This is a genomic window from Bacteroides graminisolvens, assembly GCF_963666085.1.
GTDB lineage: Bacteria > Bacteroidota > Bacteroidia > Bacteroidales > Bacteroidaceae > Bacteroides > Bacteroides graminisolvens.
The window spans coordinates 1,551,593-1,566,742 of the sequence record NZ_OY762556.1; the positions used below are offsets into that span (position 1 = coordinate 1,551,593).

General features: G+C 38.1%; 15 protein-coding genes. 8 read left to right on the top strand and 7 right to left on the bottom strand.

Annotated features, from left to right (window positions below; translation table 11 throughout):
- Window positions 1-40 precede the first annotated feature (40 nt).
- Window positions 41-1,084, top strand: coding sequence for a DUF2027 domain-containing protein (locus ACKPCE_RS06380; protein WP_276994093.1), 1,044 nt, complete (start codon window positions 41-43; stop codon window positions 1,082-1,084).
- Window positions 1,085-1,153: 69 nt separating this feature from the next.
- Here the strand turns inward: ACKPCE_RS06380 and ACKPCE_RS06385 are convergent, their stop codons facing one another.
- The 4 genes from ACKPCE_RS06385 to hemW form a co-directional block, all read right to left on the bottom strand.
- Window positions 1,154-1,507, bottom strand: a complete 354-nt coding sequence (locus tag ACKPCE_RS06385; RefSeq protein WP_024996627.1) for a hypothetical protein — start codon at window positions 1,505-1,507, stop codon at window positions 1,154-1,156.
- A 351-nt stretch (window positions 1,508-1,858) separates the two neighbouring features.
- Window positions 1,859-2,212, bottom strand: a complete 354-nt coding sequence (locus ACKPCE_RS06390) for a hypothetical protein (RefSeq protein ID WP_276964553.1) — start codon at window positions 2,210-2,212, stop codon at window positions 1,859-1,861.
- A gap of 337 nt (window positions 2,213-2,549) precedes the next feature.
- Window positions 2,550-3,320 carry a hypothetical protein gene (locus tag ACKPCE_RS06395; RefSeq protein ID WP_319504557.1) on the bottom strand — a complete coding sequence of 257 codons (771 nt, stop codon included), beginning with the start codon at window positions 3,318-3,320 and terminating at the stop codon, window positions 2,550-2,552.
- Window positions 3,321-3,359: 39 nt separating this feature from the next.
- Window positions 3,360-4,493, bottom strand: coding sequence for a radical SAM family heme chaperone HemW (gene hemW, locus ACKPCE_RS06400; RefSeq protein WP_319504558.1), 1,134 nt, complete (start codon window positions 4,491-4,493; stop codon window positions 3,360-3,362).
- Between the two features lie 224 nt (window positions 4,494-4,717).
- Between hemW and ACKPCE_RS06405 the strand changes: the two genes are divergently transcribed.
- From ACKPCE_RS06405 to rprY, 3 genes are all read left to right on the top strand, one after another.
- Window positions 4,718-6,874 (top strand): elongation factor G2, encoded by a 2,157-nt coding sequence (locus tag ACKPCE_RS06405; protein WP_319504559.1) that lies wholly within the window; start codon window positions 4,718-4,720, stop codon window positions 6,872-6,874.
- Between the two features lie 252 nt (window positions 6,875-7,126).
- Window positions 7,127-8,683 (top strand): sensor histidine kinase, encoded by a 1,557-nt coding sequence (locus ACKPCE_RS06410; protein ID WP_024996622.1) that lies wholly within the window; start codon window positions 7,127-7,129, stop codon window positions 8,681-8,683.
- 1 nt (window position 8,684) lies between these two features.
- Window positions 8,685-9,386, top strand: coding sequence for a response regulator transcription factor RprY (gene rprY / locus ACKPCE_RS06415; RefSeq protein ID WP_024996621.1), 702 nt, complete (start codon window positions 8,685-8,687; stop codon window positions 9,384-9,386).
- A gap of 385 nt (window positions 9,387-9,771) precedes the next feature.
- Here the strand turns inward: rprY and ACKPCE_RS06420 are convergent, their stop codons facing one another.
- On the bottom strand, window positions 9,772-10,218 hold the full coding sequence (locus tag ACKPCE_RS06420) for a MarR family winged helix-turn-helix transcriptional regulator (RefSeq protein ID WP_277640013.1): 447 nt from the start codon (window positions 10,216-10,218) through the stop codon (window positions 9,772-9,774).
- Window positions 10,219-10,377: 159 nt separating this feature from the next.
- Here ACKPCE_RS06420 and rpsF point away from each other — a divergent pair, with 159 nt between their 5' ends.
- From rpsF to rplI, 3 genes are read left to right on the top strand one after another with little or no spacing between them, the layout of a single operon-like run.
- Entirely contained in the window at window positions 10,378-10,725 is a 348-nt protein-coding gene (rpsF, locus tag ACKPCE_RS06425) for a 30S ribosomal protein S6 (protein WP_024996618.1), read from the top strand.
- 2 nt (window positions 10,726-10,727) lie between these two features.
- Entirely contained in the window at window positions 10,728-11,000 is a 273-nt protein-coding gene (gene rpsR / locus ACKPCE_RS06430) for a 30S ribosomal protein S18 (RefSeq protein WP_024996617.1), read from the top strand.
- Window positions 11,001-11,017: 17 nt separating this feature from the next.
- Window positions 11,018-11,461: a 50S ribosomal protein L9 gene (rplI, locus tag ACKPCE_RS06435; protein ID WP_024996616.1), complete on the top strand. Its 444-nt coding sequence runs from the start codon at window positions 11,018-11,020 to the stop codon at window positions 11,459-11,461.
- Window positions 11,462-11,640: 179 nt separating this feature from the next.
- Here the strand turns inward: rplI and ACKPCE_RS06440 are convergent, their stop codons facing one another.
- Window positions 11,641-11,847 carry a hypothetical protein gene (locus tag ACKPCE_RS06440; RefSeq protein WP_024996615.1) on the bottom strand — a complete coding sequence of 69 codons (207 nt, stop codon included), beginning with the start codon at window positions 11,845-11,847 and terminating at the stop codon, window positions 11,641-11,643.
- 163 nt (window positions 11,848-12,010) lie between these two features.
- A complete protein-coding gene (locus tag ACKPCE_RS06445; protein WP_319504560.1) occupies window positions 12,011-13,681 on the bottom strand; it encodes a long-chain fatty acid--CoA ligase in 1,671 nt (556 codons plus the stop codon).
- Between the two features lie 141 nt (window positions 13,682-13,822).
- Here ACKPCE_RS06445 and mtaB point away from each other — a divergent pair, with 141 nt between their 5' ends.
- Window positions 13,823-15,145, top strand: a complete 1,323-nt coding sequence (mtaB, locus tag ACKPCE_RS06450) for a tRNA (N(6)-L-threonylcarbamoyladenosine(37)-C(2))-methylthiotransferase MtaB (protein ID WP_319504561.1) — start codon at window positions 13,823-13,825, stop codon at window positions 15,143-15,145.
- The last annotated feature ends 5 nt before the right edge of the window (window positions 15,146-15,150 follow it).

Sequence of the window (15,150 nt, forward strand, 5' to 3'; positions counted from 1 at the left end):
GATATTTGCTGAAATAAAGAATTAATTTGTATATGTGCTTATGAAAATAGGAGATAGAGTCAGATTCCTTAATGAAGTGGGTGGGGGAATTGTGACAGGTTTTAAGGGAAAAGACATCGTTTTGGTAGAAGATGCAGACGGTTTTGATTTCCCTATGCTAATTCGCGAATGCGTCGTAATTGAAACGGATGATTACAATATAAAACGTAAATCTTCGTCAGGCCCAGTTTCTGTTCAGCCTGAAAAGAAAATCATTAAACCCGAAATAACACTACGTCCGGTTGAACTGAGTGGGGGGGATAAATTGAATGTCTTTTTGGCTTTTGTGCCCGATGATATCAAAGTTATCAGCAACACTTCTTTTGCTAGTTATTTAGTGAATGATAGTAACTACTTTATGTATTACCAATATTTAAGTGCGGAGGGTAAGGCGTGGAAGAGTCGTTCACACGGTTTATTAGAGCCTAATACTAAATTGCTGCTTGAAGAATTTGGTCGTGAAGTTCTTAATGAAATAGAGCATGTGGCCATTCAACTAATTGCTTTTAAGGATGGAAAAACTTTTGCTCAGAAGCCAGCTGTTTCTGTAGAGTTCCGTATTGATACAGTCAAATTTTACAAGCTACATACATTTAGTGAGTCTGTCTTTTTTGAAGAACCGGTTCTCATTTATGATATAGTTAAAGCTGATGTGCCGGGCCGACAAGTTTTGGTTTCTGCTGATGATATTAAATCGGCGTTGCTGCAGAAGAAAGATTTGGAAGAACCTAAAAACAAAGCCGGTCGCCGAGAAGTTATTAAAAATAATGTGGTGGAGGTTGATTTGCATATTAATGAGTTGCTCGATTCTACTGCTGGCATGTCAAATAGTGAGATGCTGAATTATCAGCTAGATAAATTTAGGGAAGTAATGGAGTCTTATAAAAGTAAATCGGGACAAAAAATAGTATTTATTCATGGTAAAGGTGATGGCGTGTTGCGTAAAGCATTACTAGATGAACTTAGAAAGAAATATAATAAGTGTCGCTATCAAGATGCATCTTTTCAGGAATATGGTTTTGGAGCTACGATGATTACAATTTAATGGCTGAAACAAAAAAAAGGTATTGCAGGTTAAAACTGCAATACCTTTTTTTTATATAGTTGAAACTTTTTATTTCAATTCAATCCCTTTATTTTGCAAAGTAATATTTAGAAGGGTGTTGTACTTTGCATACTGCTCAGGTGATAAAGTCTTTTTCATCAACTTTAGGTTACCGTATACAGCATTTTTAATTAATTCATCTTGTTTCTTTGAAGAGTTAGACACTTTGTCCATTTGTTCAGAGAAATAATTGCATATATTGGCTACTTCTTCTGTTTGATTAGAAGTGAGCTTTAAATATTTACTCAACTTATTAACGTTGATGTTTCCTTCCCATTTTGCAGTTGTAGGTTGATTTCCTGCTGCAAAAGAACTGGCAGCCAAGCAGAATACTGCCACTAATGTTAATCCTAAACGTTTCATAATACCTACTTTTTTAATTTGTTATACCTAAAAACTTTAATAATCTAATATCTATTGAATCTTGTCTAAGCGCTTAGCTTTTTCTTTTTACTGATGCAAAGATAATTATATGTTCTACAACATAAAAATTAAAATGCATCTATTTTATAGTTTAGCGTTCTTTTTTGATTTAGATCAACTATTTATGAGGTTTTATGATCATAAATGGATTGATGTGTCACCAAATTGTAATCTTATTAAAGGTTTTACCTATCATGATGTTTTTGTGCTATAAAAAATAAAACACCGGAGAGCCATTTCTTTTCGGCTTTTCGGTGCATCTATTAATAAGGAAGATCTTATTTGAGATCTTTATTTCAGCTCAATACCTTTATTCTGCAAAGTGATGTTCAAAACTGTATTGTACTTGCTGTACTGTTCTGGAGACAGCGTTTGTTTCATCAGTTTGAGATTGCCGTAAACAGCGTTCTTCAATAATTCATCTTGTTTCTTTGATGAGTTAGCCGCTTTATCCATTTGATTAGAGAAATAATCGCAGATGTTAGCAACTTCTTCAGTTTGATTTGAATTTAATTTCAAATATTTACTCAACTTGTTTACGTTGATGTTACCTTCCCAATTTGCAGTTGTAGGTTGGTTTCCTGCTGCAAAAGAACTGGCAGCCAAGCAGAATACTGCTACTAATGTTAATCCTAAACGTTTCATAATACCTACTTTTTTAATTTGTTATACCTAAAAACTTTTGTTATCCTTGAAAACTATAAAAAAACTAATACCTGTTGAATCAGGTCTAAGCGCTTAGCTTTTTCTTTTTACCGATACAAAGATAAGAGTATGTTTTATAACATAAAAGAGAAATTTCTAAAAATATGTTTTTTAGCATGTTTTCTTGATGTAGGTCAATTGCTTGCTGTGTATTTGTTCTGTTTTAGTATGTAAATGAAATGAATTTGTAATATAAGTATGCTATAAATGCCCTCTTGTGATTGTGTAGAGGGCATTTTGCCTGCAATCATCCAACGATTGCTCTTGTTTGCTTGGCTTATCTTACCACTAAAAAGAGGTTTATCTCATTGCTTATTTGTTCGACCATCTCTTTCGTTGCTAATGAAAGGCATTCTGCCATGTTGTCAAGGCTTGCCTGATTGGCGTCAATCGTTTGTTCAAAGCTACAGTCTTTGCATTTAAAACTCTTGTTCACATTGTATATATTGGTCGTGAGGCAGTTATCACCTTTAAATAGTCTTACCCAAAATGAGAGGTTTGTAGTTGCTTTTTTGGCAGCTCGGTTTGAGTACTCGCCGTAATAGCTTTCTTCATCATTTCCTCCATATACGTAGTAATTTCCTTGTTCAATCTTAACTTGACTTGTGGTTTCATTTTGCACAATCTCAACTTTAAGTACGTAATCAGAGTCGCTATACATTTCATGCATGGAATCAGTCAGATAAAAACAACTGCTACCGTTACATTCTGCCAACAATGCATCTGTTAGAAACTTGCAATAGTTTTCTTTTAAACAGCTCTCTCCCATTGTTATTGCGTAGTCTTGCGAACTATAATTAACAAACAGAAGAGGCAGAAATAGGCTGCCGTCCTTTTTGACTTTAGTAAAGACTGGCATTTTGGATTTATCAATACGATCCAAGTAGACCTTAGTGTTTTTTGTCCCTTTGTACTCTGGAGTAGTTAATTCGTAGAACAGACTTGTTTCTAATTGTCTGAAATCAGCTTGCATACTTTTGCTGCTCCTGCATGAACTGAGGCAGCATGCAAAAATGAATAGATAGAATAGTTTTTTACTTGTTTTCATATTAGTTTCTATTGTAGTTAATTAATATTGTATATAGTGCTAGTTCTCTACTTTTAATAAAGTGCTCATGATTCCATCGGAAATAAAAAGGCCCTTTTCCGTTAGTCTTAAATAGCCTGATTCTATTATTAACGACTCCTGTTCAATGTATTTTGTTCCCATTTTCAGGCAATAATCAGTATATGCACCTCCAAATATTTGTGTAATTTGATCTAGGCATATCCCTTTTGATGTTCGCAACGATGTAATTATCAGTTCGTTGTATCGGGTGTCTGCATTGAGTTCCTCTGTTTCAAAATCTCTTTCCCCCTTCTCTATCCCTTTTATATAGTCAATAAGTGAAGATACATTCCATTCTCTGCTTTTTCCGTTAAACGAATGGGCAGAAGGACCACACCCCAAATAGTTCACCCCTTTCCAATACGATGTGTTGTGCCTGGATTCCTTACCAGGCCGACAGAAGTTTGATATTTCGTAATGCTCGTATCCGGATGTGAGTAATTCCTCTCGGAGGATATTAAAGAAAGTCACGCTGAGCTCTTCGGTGACTTCTCTTATCTTATGCTGTTGCAACATATTATATATAGGTGTACCTTGTTCATATGTAAGATGGTAGGCAGATATGTGTTCAGGACTTAGTGATATAGCCTTGTTAATATCCTCTTTCCAAGTCTGGATACTTTCACCTGGTAGTCCATACATTAAATCAATACTGATATTATTAAAGCCTGCAACTCTGCTTTTTTTGAACGCTTCAAATGCTTGTAATGCGCTGTGACGTCGCTTAAGAAGTTTAAGTGTGCCATCGTGAAACGTCTGAATACCCATACTGATACGGTTAAACGGTAATTTACGAAGTAAATCTAAGTAAGTTGACGATAAATCATCCGGGTTAGCTTCCATAGTGACTTCTGCATTTTCGGTAACCCTGTAGTTCTCTGTAATCGTTTGGAAGATTGCGGTGAGCTCTTCGTAATTAAGTTGTGAAGGTGTGCCTCCTCCAAAATAAATTGTCTCTACCGATTCTGAATCTAAATATTCTTTTCGTTGAACCAGTTCCTTACATAAGGCTGAAACGTACTTTGGTTGCAGCGAACTTTGTGTCGTTGAATAGAAATCGCAATAAATGCAACGCGTCTTGCAGAAAGGTACATGTATGTAAATGCCCGCCATCAGTTTTTGAATTAAAGGAAGTGCTTGTTTGACACTCCTGTATTTTTTGATTGATTTGGCTGTAAATATACAAAATTTTAGAAATACTGAATATAAATGTTGCATAACATTGTTTAGAAACAGAGGTATAATATTGTTTTTATATTTATTTATTTATAATTTGCGCCTTAGTTAAATGAATTTGTGAAGAACATAATTAGTTAATCACTTAAATCTTAGATGTCATGAAAGTATATCAGACTAATGAAATTAAGAACATCTCATTATTGGGAAGTTCCGGCTCTGGGAAAACCACTCTCGTTGAAGCAATGCTCTTCGAGAGTGGAGTTATAAAACGCCGCGGCTCTGTCGCAGCAAAAAATACGGTGAGTGACTATTTTCCTGTTGAACAGGAATATGGTTACTCTGTTTTTTCTACAGTATTTCATGTGGAGTGGAATAACAGGAAGCTGAATATAATTGACTGTCCGGGTGCAGATGATTTTGTTGGCGGAGCTGTTACTGCACTTAATGTGACTGATACGGCCATCCTACTTATTAACGGTCAATACGGCGTTGAAGTAGGAACGCAAAATCATTTCAGGTATACTGAAAAATTCAATAAACCGGTTATATTTTTAGTGAATCAGCTTGATAATGAAAAATGTGATTACGATAACATTTTGGAGCAGCTCAAAGAAGCCTATGGAAATAAAGTAATTCCTGTTCAATATCCCATAGCAACAGGCCCTAATTTCAATGCGTTGATCGATGTGTTGTTGATGAAGAAGTATTCTTGGAAGCCCGAAGGAGGGGCTCCTATCATTGAAGATATACCTGCCGAAGAAATGGACAAAGCCATGGAAATGCATAAGGCTTTAGTGGAGGCGGCTGCTGAAAATGAAGAAGAGCTGATGGAAAAGTTCTTTGAGCAAGAATCTCTTAGTGAAGATGAAATGCGTGAAGGTATTCGCATGGGATTGGCTAATAGGGGAATGTTTCCAGTGTTCTGTGTTTGTGCCGGAAAAGACATGGGAGTTCGGCGACTGATGGAGTTTTTGGGAAATGTGGTTCCGTTTGTTTCAGATATGCCCAAAGTTGTGAATACGGAAGGGAAAGAAGTCGCTCCCGATTCAAATGGTCCTTCGTCTCTCTATTTCTTTAAAACAAGTGTAGAGCCTCACATAGGTGAAGTCTCTTATTTTAAAGTAATGAGTGGCAAAGTAAAAGAGGGGGATGATCTGACAAATGCCAATAGAGGGTCAAAAGAACGCATTGCTCAGATTTATGTAATGGCTGGTCCCAATCGTATTAAAGTAGAAGAATTACAAGCTGGCGATATTGGTGCTGCCGTTAAATTAAAGGATGTAAAGACAGGGAATACCTTGAATGGTAAGGATTGTAGCTATAAGTTTGATTTTATTAAATATCCCAATTCTAAATATTCCAGAGCCATTAAACCAGTCAACGAAGCTGACGTAGAAAAGATGATGAGTGTTCTAAATCGCATGCGCGAAGAAGATCCTACTTGGGTGATAGAGCAATCGAAAGAATTGAGACAGACATTGGTACACGGTCAGGGAGAATTTCATCTTCGTACACTGAAGTGGAGATTGGAACATAATGAAAAAATAGCGATTAAATTTGAAGAACCCAGGATTCCTTACAGGGAGACAATCACCAAAGCTGCCCGAGCTGATTACAGGCACAAAAAACAATCGGGTGGTGCGGGTCAGTTTGGTGAAGTACATCTTATCGTTGAACCTTATAAAGATGGAATGCCAGTACCTGATACTTATAAATTTAATGGTCAGGAATTTAAAATCAGTGTGAAAGGAGTGGAAGAGATCTCTTTGGATTGGGGTGGCAAACTTGTCTTTATCAACAGTATCGTTGGCGGTTCTATCGATTCTAGGTTTATGCCTGCTATTTTGAAAGGTATCATGGCTCGTATGGAACAGGGCCCTTTAACTGGATCTTATGCCCGAGATGTAAGAGTTATTGTTTATGAAGGTAAAATGCACCCGGTAGATTCTAACGAAATTTCTTTTATGCTGGCGGGAAGAAATGCATTCAGTGAGGCCTTTAAAAATGCAGGCCCCAAAATTCTGGAACCAATTTATGATGTGGAAGTTTTTGTTCCGTCGGATAAGATGGGAGATGTAATGGGAGATCTTCAGGGAAGACGCGCCATTATCATGGGTATGAGCAGTGAAAAAGGATTTGAAAAGCTTGTGGCGAAGATTCCTTTAAAAGAAATGTCGTCTTATTCAACAGCCTTAAGCTCGTTGACAGGAGGCCGTGCGTCCTTTATAATGAAATTTGCTAATTATGAATTAGTACCTGTAGATGTACAAGATAAATTGATAAAAGAGTTTGAAGCAAAACATGCTGAAGAGTAGTTCTTTTTGACTGATATATATAAAAAGTCGCTGTTGCTGGTAAACTCTAGCGATAGTGACTTTTTTATTTATTCTCTTTGATTAAGGAATTCTTTAATTTTTTATTAAATTTGCAAACCAAACAGGCGAAAGCTTTGTTATAATGATCAGAATACCATTTAACGAGCCGTTTTGAGTTAATTAACAACAACTTGCGGTTAAATCAGGTTAATTGATTAGGAGTGTTAATTAGCAGTTGTTAATTTTGTTGCTATGAAAAAGTCAACAATCTGGATATTAGGTGTAATTATGGGCCTCTCTTTTCTTAGCTTACTTTACTTACAAGTAAGTTATATAGAGGAAATGGTTAAAATGCGCAATGAGCAATTTGATGAATCAGTGAAGCGCAGTTTGTACCAAGTCTCTAAGAATGTGGAATATGATGAGACGCAACGCTGGCTCGAAAAGGATGTCACGGCTACTGAAAGAGAGGCTTTGTCGCAAAGTTCCTCTTCTCCTCAAAAAGGCGATATCATACAGCAGACTCAACGCTACAACGTTTCTTCTCAGGACGGTACCATGTATTCGGCATTTGAGTTGAAAACAATAACAACCAAACCATCGGCACTTCCGAAAGCAATGATTTCTAGAAGACACGGTACTAATACGATACCGCAGACTTCCAGAACTTTGCAGGAGGCCATCAAGAACCGTTACTTGTATCAGCGCTTCTTGCTTGATGAGGTCGTTTGGCAAATGCTTTACAGAGCTAGTGATAAATCGTTGGAAGAGAGGGTTAATTTTAAAAACCTGGACCAATATTTAAAATCTGAATTAATTAATAATGGAATTGATATACCTTATCATTTTATTGTGATTGATAAAGACGGCCGTGAGGTTTACAGATGTTCTGACTATGAAGATAAAGGTAGTGAGAGCTCGTATAGTCAGATTCTTTTTCCGAATGACCCTCCCGCAAAGATGAGTGTAGTTAAGGTTCATTTTCCGGCAAAAAGAGATTATATTTTTGATTCAGTGAGCTTTATGATCCCGTCATTGGTCTTTACGCTGGTTTTGCTGATTACATTTATCTTCACGATTTATATTATTTTCAGGCAGAAGAAATTGACGGAAATGAAAAATGACTTCATCAATAACATGACTCATGAATTCAAAACTCCGATTTCGACTATTTCTCTGGCAGCGCAGATGTTGAAAGACCCGGCTGTGGGTAAGTCGCCGCAAATGTTTCAACATATATCCGGGGTGATAAACGATGAAACCAAAAGGTTGAGATTTCAAGTTGAAAAGGTTCTGCAGATGTCTATGTTTGACAAGCAAAAAGCAACCTTGAAGATGAAAGAAATAGATGCCAACGAAATGATAGCTGGGGTTATTAATACATTTACTTTGAAAGTAGAACGTTATAACGGTAAGATTACCTCTAGCCTGGATGCTGAAGATTCGGTGATTTTTGCTGATGAGATGCATATAACCAATGTGATATTCAATCTGATGGACAACGCTGTTAAGTATAAAAGGCCGGACGAAGATTTGTTGCTAGACATTAGAACCTGGAATGAAGCAGGTAAGCTGATGATTTCGGTACAAGACAATGGCATTGGTATTAAAAAAGAAAATTTAAAGAAAGTCTTTGAGAAGTTCTATCGTGTTCATACAGGTAATTTACACGATGTGAAGGGCTTCGGATTAGGACTTGCTTATGTGAAGAAAATAATTCAGGATCATAAAGGTTCTATAAGAGCGGAGAGTGAACTGAATGTGGGAACTAAATTTATTATTGCATTACCTTTATTAAAAAATGAATGATATGGACGAGAAACTGCGAATTTTACTATGCGAGGATGATGAAAATCTTGGCATGCTTTTGAGAGAGTATTTACAGGCAAAGGGTTATTCCGCTGAACTGTATCCTGATGGTGAGGCTGGTTTTAAAGCTTTTCTGAAAAACAAATACGACCTGTGTGTGTTCGACGTGATGATGCCTAAAAAAGATGGTTTCACGTTAGCTCAAGAAGTCCGTGCAGCAAATGCTGAAATACCTATTATATTTTTAACGGCTAAAACCCTTAAAGAAGATATATTAGAAGGCTTTAAGATAGGAGCTGATGACTATATTACCAAACCTTTCAGTATGGAAGAGCTTACTTTTAGAATTGAAGCTATTCTGAGAAGGGTTCGCGGAAAGAAAAACAAAGAAAATAATGTGTATAAGATTGGTAAGTTCACTTTCGATACTCAGAAACAAATTCTGTCTAGCGAAGGTAAACAGACTAAGCTTACTACTAAGGAATCAGAACTCTTAGGTTTATTGTGCGCTCATGCCAATGAAATTCTTCAGCGTGATTTTGCCTTGAAGACCATTTGGATTGACGATAATTATTTCAATGCACGTAGTATGGATGTGTATATCACTAAGCTACGTAAACATTTGAAAGAAGATGAATCAATTGAGATTATTAATATCCACGGCAAGGGATATAAGCTTATTACTCCCGATGGTGAAGTATAAAGCAATCAGGAATAAAAAAAGCCGGAACATGTTCCGGCTTTTTTTATTCCTGATTGCTTTATGAGCTTAGTCAGTTATTCTTTTATTGATAACAATATAAGAGATAACTCCAACTACAACCAATGCGGCTGCAGTAAGCAAGATAGCATTGTTATTAACATTTCCTGTAACAGAACAAGCTATAAGTATAACTGTTCCTAGTATAATCAGGATTAGTCCCAAATTTTTCAAAAAAGCCTTCATTACGTGTGTCTTTTAATCGATTATTATTTTCTAGTCGCAAAGAAAAGCATTATTATTTAACGCATGAAATTATTTATGCAAAAAAAACATTAAACATCTCAAATTGTTAGCTTCTTTGCTTTCAATTCCTTTCTCGGTTTGATTAGTCTTTGATGTTTAAAAAGATCTTTTTCAGCACATCTTGACTTATCTGCAAATCCTTAACCTCAATTCCTTGTAAAGCTTCCTTTAAGGTTTTACTTACAACTATGCGAGCTTGTGGCTCGATGTCTTTCCCCGTTTTAGTGAGGTGGATTAAATTGTTCCTCCGGTCCTTTTTGTCGCTTATGCGAACCACAAGATGTTGCCGTTCCATATTGTCAATAAGTCGGGTCATGCTAGGTTTATCTTTAAAAGTCGCATTGCATAACTCTTGCTGAGTTACCCCGTCTTTCTCCCAAAGGTATATCATTACAGTCCACTGCTCCGGAGTCATCTCCAAGCCGTTTAGCCGGAAGTTTCGGTATAACTTTCGGTTAATAGCTGCTGATACTTTGCCATTTAAAATGGCGAAGATCAAATTAATATCAAAATTAAACTGTTCTGTCATTAAATTATTGTTTAAGCAACCTCACAAAGATAGTTTTCTTCTTTTAGAATTCCTAGTGGGAAAGATACAAAAAAAGATTAATTATTTGTGGTTCAGAATAAAATGGCTAACTTTGCGCACTGATTTTAAAAACAAAATTATTTTTTTAATTAAATGAGTATGAATCAATACGAAACCGTTTTCATTTTGACTCCCGTTTTGTCTGATGTACAGATGAAGGAAGCGGTAGAGAAATTCAAGGCTCTTCTTGTTGAAGAAGGTGCTGAGATTATTAATGAAGAGAACTGGGGACTTAAGAAATTGGCTTATCCCATTCAAAAGAAGTCAACTGGTTTTTATCAACTGATTGAGTTTAATGCTGAGCCTTCTGTTATTGAGAAGCTGGAGATTAACTTCCGTCGTGATGAACGCATTATCCGTTTCTTAACTTTCAGAATGGATAAGTATGCTGCAGAATATGCTGCTAAGAGAAGAAGTGTAAAATCAACTAAAAAGGAGGAAAATTAATCATGGCACAACAAAATCAATCTGAAATAAGATATTTAACTCCGCCCTCAGTAGATGTTAAGAAGAAAAAGTACTGTCGTTTCAAAAAGAGCGGTATTAGGTACATTGACTACAAAGATCCTGAATTCTTGAAGAAGTTCCTTAACGAACAAGGAAAGATTCTTCCACGTCGCATCACAGGTACTTCTTTGAAGTTCCAGCGTAGAATTGCCCAGGCTGTTAAAAGAGCTCGTCACTTGGCGTTGTTGCCATATGTAACTGATATGATGAAATAATTGTAAGGAGGAAAAGTATGGAAATTATATTAAAAGAAGATGTAGCAAACTTGGGTTATAAGAATGACATCGTTACAGTTAAGTCTGGATACGGTCGTAATTACTTAATCCCTACTGGAAAAGCTGTTATTGCTTCTCCTTCTGCAAAGAAAATGCTTGCTGAAGACCTTAAGCAGCGTGCACACAAGCTTGAAAAGATTAAAAAAGATGCTGAAGAACTGGCTGCAAAATTGGAAGGTGTTTCATTGACCATTGCAACTAAAGTAAGTTCTACCGGTACAATCTTTGGCTCTGTAGGTAATATTCAAATTGCTGAGCAGTTGTCTAAGCTTGGATTCGAAATCGATAGAAAAACTATTGTTGTTAAGGACGCTGTTAAAGAAGTTGGTTCTTACAAAGCAGTAGTTAAGCTTCACAAGGAAGTTTCAGTAGAAGTTGCTTTTGAAGTAGTTGCTGAGTAATTATACTCCGACATATAATATAAATGGGTATCCTTTTTGGGTGCCCATTTTTTTTATGCTTAAGCTTGAAGTGCTTCTTTGTTTACTGATTATTCTTTTGCATGAGTGCATAATGCATAAAAAAAAAGTCTGTAGTGCTAAGCACCACAGACTTTTAAAATTTTTGAGTTGTTCTGAGATTACTCAGCTACAACTGCTGCGCTATCAGTAGCTGTAGTATCAGCTGCAGCTGCAGCTGCTTCAGCTGCAGCTGCTTCTACTGCTGCGATTGAATCAGCGATACGGATTGAATCAGCTTTAGCTTTTTCAGCTTCTGCTTGTTTGTTACCACATGATGCGAAAGATACTGCTGCGATAGCTGCGAACATTAAAATTAATTTTTTCATTTTCTTTGCTTTTTTAAATCTGTAATACAATCAATTGCTTATTAAAACGTTGCAAATGTATAGACTTTTTTGATACGTTGTACTCTTTTGGCCGATTTTTTTTTATTTTTTTTTGTTCCGGGTGCTTATCCCCTGATTTTCAGGCATGTTTAACAACATATTATTATTCGATAATGCTATTATAAAGATACCTTTTTATACTCTTTTTAGGTGTTTTCTCAAATTCGGTGGGATAAAGTTGTATCTCACTTACCTTTTCGTAGGCCGCCACTGAATTATTTAAACTCTTGAGATTTTCATCCATAATGGTTTTTAAGTGCTCAGCGTGGTTCAGTCCCAGAGATTCCAGACTTTCATAATCGGCATAAACCAGAGCAACGAGTTTCTTGTGGCGCTCAATAACCAGACTTTCAAGAATGAATGGCATATTATTAAGGCGTGCCTCAATTTCTTCGGGGAAAATGTTCTGTCCGCTAGAGCTTAAAATCATAGTTTTGCTTCTTCCACGGATAAATATATTGCCGTTGCCGTCCATCGTTCCCAAATCGCCGGTGCGCAACCATCCGTCTTCGGTGAAGACTTCGGCGGTAGCTTCGGGGTTTTTGTAGTAGCCGGCCATTACGTTTTCGCCCCTTACCTGTATCTCACCTGTTTCCGATTCGGGATTCTCCTTATATATACGTGCTTCCATGATATCGAGAATTTTACCCGACGAAGTGCGCACAAATTCATTCCACGGTGCGTAACTGATAAGCGGTCCGCATTCCGTCATTCCATATCCGATGGTGAAAGGGAATTTAATTTTCTGGAAAAACTCTTCTACTTCGGGGTTCATGGCTGCTCCGCCAATAATAATTTCTTTGAAGCGACCACCCAGCGCCTCAATGAGTTTTTTGCGTATCTGACCGTAAATCTGGTTATCCAGCAATGGAATGCTGAGTGCCCATTTCATTCCCTTTTTGCTGATGAGAGGTTGAATGACATTCTTATAGATCTTCTCAATAACCAGCGGCACGGTAATGATGAGATTGGGCTTGACCTCCTCAAAAGCCTTCATGATGATTTTCGGTGAGGGAACTTTGCCCAAAAGAGTGACGTGCGTTCCCACGGCAGTGGCAGTGAGGAAGTCGAACGCACAGCCGTAAGCATGTGCCAAAGGCAGAAAAGAAAGCACTTTGTCGCCCTTTTTAAGTAATTCCGTTCGGATACCGAAAGTAACATTACCCGCCAGGTTGTTGGCCGTAAGCATTACTCCTTTACTGAAACCGGTGGTTCCCGAAGTGTAGTTGAGCAACATAACCTTTTCATTGCCCAATGTGGTGTATTGAATATCTTCTTTTTGAAAGCCGTTGGGGTACGTTTGCTGCATTTCCTCGTTGATGTGCTTAAGGAATTTCTGCACCGTTTCTCCGTCGCGCTGATGCAGGCAGCGAAAATCTGTTAATGAAAAGACGGCACGCAACCCGCTCAATCGTTCCTCCTCCAATGTTTCCCAAATGGTATCACTGGTAAAAAGAAAAATAGATTCGGAATGATTCACAATGTGATGCACATCATTGGGATTGAAATCTTGCAGAATAGGAACCACAATCGCTCCGTAAGTGATGGTTGCCATGTAGGCAATGCACCAGCGCGAATTATTCTTTCCTATGATAGCGATCTTCTCGCCGCGCCTGATGCTGCAATGTTTAAACAACAAATGCAGTTGGGCTATTTCACGGGCTACTTCACCATACGTATAATTTACATCTTCACCGTAGTCAGTGTAACAAGGAAGGTCCCAATTCTCACGAAAACTATTCTCGTAGAGTTTGATAAAATTCTCTTTAATCATTGCACGAATTTTGGTATATTGTGCAAAAATAGCAATAAAGTTCCACATTTGGTGGCCCTGAGTGGTTAACTCTTAGGCTGTATAACAAATTTTAATTATAATAATGTGTACCTTTGCGCCATATTTTTTGTTTATTAATGTATGATTGATACAACTGTATTTCAGGATAAAAAGGCAGTTTATTATACTTTAGGCTGCAAATTGAACTTCTCAGAGACATCTACAATAGGTAAAATACTTCGTGAAGCAGGCGTACGTACTGCGCGAAAAGGTGAAAAGGCTGATATTTGTGTAGTGAATACTTGTTCGGTTACGGAGATGGCCGACAAGAAGTGCCGGCAGGTTATTCATAAGTTGGTGAAAGAAAACCCGGGCGCTTTCGTGGTGGTTACGGGTTGTTACGCCCAGTTGAAGCCCGATAACGTGGCAAAGATTGAAGGAGTTGACTTGGTGTTGGGTGCCGAACAAAAGGCAGATATTATGCAATATCTGGGCGATTTGAAGAAAAACGAGTCGGGTGAGGCGCACACTTCCGTGCTGAAAGATATCCGTTCGTTTGCTCCTTCTTGTTCGCGGGGCGACCGTACGCGTTATTTCCTTAAGGTGCAAGACGGATGCGATTACTATTGCACGTACTGCACCATACCGTTTGCCCGCGGACGAAGCCGTAATGGAACCATTGAGTCGTTAGTGAAACAAGCGGCTCAGGCGGCTGCCGAAGGTGGAAAAGAGATTGTGCTTACGGGCGTAAACATAGGTGATTTCGGAAAAACAACCGGAGAAAATTTCTTTGAGCTGGTGAAGGCATTGGATGAAGTGGAGGGTATTGAACGCTACCGCATCTCTTCCATCGAGCCCAACTTGCTGACGGATGAGATCATTGAGTTCGTGTCGCGGTCGAAAAGGTTTATGCCGCATTTCCACATTCCCCTGCAATCGGGAAGTGACGAAGTATTGAAGCTGATGCACCGTAAATACGATACGGCGTTGTTTGCCTCAAAAGTGAAGAAAATAAAAGCGTTGATGCCGCATGCATTCATTGGAGTCGACGTGATTGTGGGCACAAGAGGGGAGACCGATGCGTGTTTTGAGCAGGCGTATGCCTTCATCAAATCGCTAGATGTGTCGCAACTGCACGTGTTCAGTTACTCGGAACGCCCCGGAACGCAGGCATTGAAAATTGACCACGTGGTTACGAGCGAAGAAAAACACAAGCGCAGTCAGCTGTTGCTTGAACTGTCGGACGAAAAGACCCGGGAATTCTATGCGCGCTTTATCGGTCAGGAATGGCCCGTGCTGCTCGAGAAACCCAAAGCCGGAAGTCCGATGCACGGTTTTACCACGAACTACATTCGCATAGAGCTGCAAGACACTGAGGCGAAAGATAACGAAGTAGTGCAGGTACGTCTGGGTGATTTTAATGAAGATGGTACGGCTTTGCAGGCCACCATAGTAAATAAATAATTGGA

Excerpts from the sequence above, each read along its gene's own strand:
- ACKPCE_RS06380 (WP_276994093.1), top strand. The coding sequence starts at position 41 with ATGAAAATAGGAGATAGAGTCAGATTCCTTAATGAAGTGGGTGGGGGA.
- ACKPCE_RS06385 (WP_024996627.1), bottom strand. The coding sequence starts at position 1,507 with ATGAAACGTTTAGGATTAACATTAGTGGCAGTATTCTGCTTGGCTGCC.
- ACKPCE_RS06390 (WP_276964553.1), bottom strand. The coding sequence starts at position 2,212 with ATGAAACGTTTAGGATTAACATTAGTAGCAGTATTCTGCTTGGCTGCC.
- ACKPCE_RS06395 (WP_319504557.1), bottom strand. The coding sequence starts at position 3,320 with ATGAAAACAAGTAAAAAACTATTCTATCTATTCATTTTTGCATGCTGC.
- hemW (WP_319504558.1), bottom strand. The coding sequence starts at position 4,493 with ATGGCGGGCATTTACATACATGTACCTTTCTGCAAGACGCGTTGCATT.
- ACKPCE_RS06405 (WP_319504559.1), top strand. The coding sequence starts at position 4,718 with ATGAAAGTATATCAGACTAATGAAATTAAGAACATCTCATTATTGGGA.
- ACKPCE_RS06410 (WP_024996622.1), top strand. The coding sequence starts at position 7,127 with ATGAAAAAGTCAACAATCTGGATATTAGGTGTAATTATGGGCCTCTCT.
- rprY (WP_024996621.1), top strand. The coding sequence starts at position 8,685 with ATGGACGAGAAACTGCGAATTTTACTATGCGAGGATGATGAAAATCTT.
- ACKPCE_RS06420 (WP_277640013.1), bottom strand. The coding sequence starts at position 10,218 with ATGACAGAACAGTTTAATTTTGATATTAATTTGATCTTCGCCATTTTA.
- rpsF (WP_024996618.1), top strand. The coding sequence starts at position 10,378 with ATGAATCAATACGAAACCGTTTTCATTTTGACTCCCGTTTTGTCTGAT.
- rpsR (WP_024996617.1), top strand. The coding sequence starts at position 10,728 with ATGGCACAACAAAATCAATCTGAAATAAGATATTTAACTCCGCCCTCA.
- rplI (WP_024996616.1), top strand. The coding sequence starts at position 11,018 with ATGGAAATTATATTAAAAGAAGATGTAGCAAACTTGGGTTATAAGAAT.
- ACKPCE_RS06440 (WP_024996615.1), bottom strand. The coding sequence starts at position 11,847 with ATGAAAAAATTAATTTTAATGTTCGCAGCTATCGCAGCAGTATCTTTC.
- ACKPCE_RS06445 (WP_319504560.1), bottom strand. The coding sequence starts at position 13,681 with ATGATTAAAGAGAATTTTATCAAACTCTACGAGAATAGTTTTCGTGAG.
- mtaB (WP_319504561.1), top strand. The coding sequence starts at position 13,823 with ATGATTGATACAACTGTATTTCAGGATAAAAAGGCAGTTTATTATACT.